Below are 3,669 nucleotides of genomic sequence, written 5' to 3' on the forward strand. Positions count from 1 at the left end.
GTGACATGGCGTCGTCGCTGGAGATGTTGAAGATCGCAGGGGCCAGTTCCGGAATCGCCCCGGACCAGGCATTCATGGCAAGCACGACCTTGCCGCAGGACACAGTTCCTTTCGCCGTTTCCACCGTGAGCTTGCCACGTCGCGAAAACCGCTTCATCGGCGACTTTTCATAGATCCGAACGCCGCGGTTCAGCGCTGCACGACGCAGGCCGCGCACCAGGAACCCTGGATGCACAGTTGCCGACGAAGCGTCGAACGCACCGCCAAGGTGGCTCGTCGTACCGGCCATCGCCGCGATCTCCGGGCGCGAAACTCGCCGCGCCGGGACGTAGCCGTGCGCTGCCAGCTTGTTTAACGCGTCGTCCCAGGCGCCAAGCTGTGCTTCGCACGTAGCGCCCCAGATCCAGCCGATGCGATCGAACCAGGCGTCGATTGCCTCGGTCTTGCAGAAAGCCTCGATGCCGCCGATCGCGGCTTCGGATGCCTTGATGATCGAAAGCGCGTCGTTTCCGTCGCGCAGCGCGGCAAGCGCGCTGTATTTGGTCCACGCCGAAAGCACCATTCCGGAATTGCGGCCGCTCGGGCCACCACCACAAATGTCGCGCTCTACAATGACAACGTCGAAGCCTGGATTGTGCTGCTTGAGGCGAATGGCGGTCCACAGTCCGAGATACCCGCCGCCAACGATGCAGATGTCGGCCTGCGTTGTCTCTTCGAGCGGAGGCGCAAGGTCCGGGTCCTCGGGCAATGCCTGCCGCAGCCAATGGCTCCGCCAGCGGATGTCTTTTTCCGGCAACTGCATCACGATGCGCCTGCCGCGGACAGGCGGCGCTCCACCAGCCTGACCAAAAGACTGGCGCCCATCGGCAGGATAGCGTCGTTGAAATCGTAATTGGTGTCGTGCGCGGCGGCCTGGTGCGCGTCGTCCGCCTGGCCAAGCAAGAAATAGCAGCCCGGCCGCTGTTCCAACATGTAGCAGAAATCTTCAGAACCCATCTCGGGAGGCGGATCGACGACGAGACGTTCCGAGCCCATCACCTCGTTCGCAATCGCGATCATCGCGTCGGCTTGCGCCGGAGTGTTGATCGTCGGCGCGAAGGGCGTTTCGTAGCGAATATCGACGCTGGCGCCAAAAGCTTCAGCCTCGTTTTTCGCGATGCGGCGGATTGCCATCTCCAGCGTCTTTTGAACCTGATGGTCGAAGGTGCGCACGGTGCCGGTCAGAAACGCCGCATCGGGGATGGTGTTGAAGGCTTCGCCGGCGCGCAGGCTGCCAACGGTGACGATTGCCGGAGAGTGCACATCGGTCAGGCGACCGGGCAGGGCTTCTATCGCCAGCAGGATGCGCGCGGCGACGGGGAGTGGATTGATCGCCAGATGCGGCATCGCCGCGTGGCCGCCCCTTCCATGGACGACGATCTCGAAGCGATCGGCCGCCGCGGCCACCGTTCCGCGGTGGACGGCGATCTCGCCGAGAGGCCGTTCGCAATTGTGCAGCGCGTAGACTTCATCGCAGGGGAAACGCTCGAAAAGGCCATCATTCAGCATGGCGAGTGCCCCACCTCGACCCTCCTCGGCCGGCTGGAAAATGAAATGCACGGTGCCGGCGAAGTCGGGCGAGCGGGCAAGCGCCGAGGCTGCGCCGAGCAGCATCGTCGTGTGACCGTCATGGCCGCAGCCATGCATCCTCCCGGGAATGCGGGATGCATGCGGCAGCGGCCGCGCCTCGGTCATCGGCAGGGCGTCCATGTCGGCTCGGATGCCAAGACTGCGACCAGCGCCGAGCCTGCCCCTGAGCGTACCGACGACACCTGTCCGTCCGACGCCTTCGGTCGTCTCGATGCCCCACGAGCGCAGTTTGTCCGCCACGAAACGCGCCGTCTCGAACTCTTCGAAGCCGAGTTCTGGATTGGCATGCAGATGCCGCCGCCAGGTCGTCATCTCGGTCTCCAACTGCTGTACCGATGGAACCAGTCTCATGCCGATGCCCTTGCGCGGAGAGTTTGCGAGCGGCCCTGAAGGATGGCGATGACACCAAGCAGGGTCGCAGAGAATGCGATCAGCAGCACAGCGACGGCCGCGATGGCAGGGCTGATGGATTCGCGAACCCCGGAGAAGATCATGCGAGGCAAGGTTCGCTCCGCGCCTGTCGAGAGGAAACTTGCGACGACGACTTCGTCGAAAGAGATGATGAAGGCGATGATGGCCCCTGTAATGACGCCCGGCGCTATCAGCGGCAGCACTACCTTGAAGAATGTGCGGATGGTGCCGGCGCCGAGCGATGCGGCCGCGCGAACCAATGTCCGGTCGAAGGTCGAAAGGCTGGCGACGACAGTCGTCAGCATCACAGGCACGGCCATCGCCGTATGCACCAGAATGATGGATAGCTTGTTGCCGACGAGTCCCAGTGTGGCGAAGAATGAAAAAGCCGCGACGCCGACGATGACAACCGGCGTCACCAAGGGCGCGGCGATGATCGCGTAGAGAATCCGTTTGCCGGCAAAATCGCCCCAGGCGAGTCCGATCGCCGCAGGTATGCCGAGCAGCAACGCCAGGACCGTGGTGGACAGCCCGATGACGACCGAGTTCCACAGTGCGTTCGGCCAACGCTGGTCGACCCACAGTTCGGCATACCAGCGCAGCGACCAGCCCGGCGTCGGAAATGCCAGCGAATTGCTCGAGGTCAGCGACATAGGGATCACGATCAGCAGGGGCAGGATGATGAACGCCAGCAACGTCGCCGCATAGGCATACATCAGCCACTTCCGGAAGCGGTCGGCGCTCATGCGACATGCGCCTTGCGGCGGAAGAGGACGGACGCCGTCCAGAACAGCAACGCAAACAACACGAGGATCATCAGCAGTTGCAGCGAAAGCGCTGCACCCATGCCCCAGTTCAGTGTGCTGTTCGTGTAGAAAGCTATGTAGCTGGAGATCATCTGGTCGGTCGGCCCGCCGACAAGCGTCGGGGTGATGTAGTAGCCAAGTGCGAAGACAAAAACGATCGCCCCGCCAGACAGGATCCCTGGCAGGATCAACGGCAACTGCACGCGGCGCCATGCCGTGAGCCACGGCGCACCCAGCGACAGTGCCGCGCGCATGTAGGTGGTCGGAACCCGCCGCATGACAGCGACGACGGAGAGCACCATCATAGGCAGCAGAACCTGAACCATCGCCAAATAGAGCGAAAAGCGGGTGTAGATGAGGTCGAGGGGTTCGCTGACGATACCCAATCCGAGCAGAGTGGAATTCACGGGGCCGTTCTTCTGCAGCACGATGATCCAGATGACGGTGCGCACCAGCAGCGATGTCCAGAGCGGAAACAGGATCAACGCGAACATCAGCTTCGACCAGGCCGGGGGCGCGCTGACAATTGCCTGCGCCAGCGGCACGGCGAGCACCGCGCAGATGACGGTCACCACGATGCTGATCCAGATCGTACGCAGCAGCGCGTCGACGAAGATGGCGCGGTCGGCGGAAACGGCTTCGATCGAATTGTCCGCGCCTCGCTTCAGGTCCAGGCTCGCAAGCAGATAATAGTCCGTTCGCGCGCTTTGCTGACGCGCTATGACCTGCCAGAGATCGATGTTTTTCCAACCGGCCTGTTTGGCGAGCACCTCGTCGCGCACGGGGCGCATGTCGAGCTTGCCGTCGGCCGCATCCTTTGCCG

4 protein-coding genes are annotated in these 3,669 nt (G+C 63.0%); all 4 read right to left on the reverse strand.

The features are described from left to right. The coding region (locus tag EN893_RS23875; RefSeq protein ID WP_128361819.1) for an FAD-dependent oxidoreductase at window positions 1-802 on the reverse strand (802 nt) is incomplete at its 3' end. Then, entirely contained in the window at window positions 802-1,980 is a 1,179-nt protein-coding gene (locus EN893_RS23880; protein ID WP_127268147.1) for a M20 aminoacylase family protein, read from the reverse strand. The genes EN893_RS23880 and EN893_RS23875, both read right to left, overlap by 1 nt. Next, window positions 1,977-2,786, reverse strand: coding sequence for an ABC transporter permease (locus EN893_RS23885; RefSeq protein WP_127268148.1), 810 nt, complete (start codon window positions 2,784-2,786; stop codon window positions 1,977-1,979). Before EN893_RS23885 ends, EN893_RS23880 begins: the two co-directional genes overlap by 4 nt. Beyond that, on the reverse strand, window positions 2,783-3,669 hold an 887-nt coding region (locus EN893_RS23890), incomplete at its 5' end, for an ABC transporter permease (RefSeq protein ID WP_164901058.1). The genes EN893_RS23885 and EN893_RS23890, both read right to left, overlap by 4 nt.

It is taken from the genome of Mesorhizobium sp. M7A.F.Ca.CA.004.04.2.1 (assembly GCF_004022825.1).
Classification (GTDB): Bacteria; Pseudomonadota; Alphaproteobacteria; order Rhizobiales; family Rhizobiaceae; genus Mesorhizobium.